The organism is Pseudomonas sp. BP01, from assembly GCF_022760795.1.
Lineage (GTDB): Bacteria > Pseudomonadota > Gammaproteobacteria > Pseudomonadales > Pseudomonadaceae > Aquipseudomonas > Aquipseudomonas putida_Q.
Genome location: NZ_JAFBKA010000141.1, coordinates 1 through 255, shown reverse-complemented (window position 1 = coordinate 255; position 255 = coordinate 1). Strand labels below are relative to the sequence as shown.

1 protein-coding gene is annotated in these 255 nt (G+C 63.1%); it reads left to right on the top strand.

The features are described from left to right. On the top strand, positions 1 to 255 hold a 255-nt coding region (locus JOY50_RS28845; RefSeq protein WP_310738340.1), incomplete at both ends, for a POTRA domain-containing protein.

The following is a 255-nucleotide window of genomic DNA, read 5'->3' as shown; positions in this document are numbered from 1 at the left end:
TGCTGCGTCGCGAAATGCGCCAGATGGAAGGCGGTTGGGCTTCGACCTACCTGATCGACCAGTCCAAGACCCGTCTGGAGCGCCTGGGCTTCTTCAAGGAAGTCAACGTCGAGACCCCGCCGGTGCCTGGCACTGACGACCAGGTCGACGTCAACTACAGCGTCGAAGAGCAAGCCTCCGGCTCGATCACCGCCAGCGTCGGTTTCGCCCAGAGCGCCGGCCTGATCCTGGGTGGTTCGATCAGCCAGAGCAACT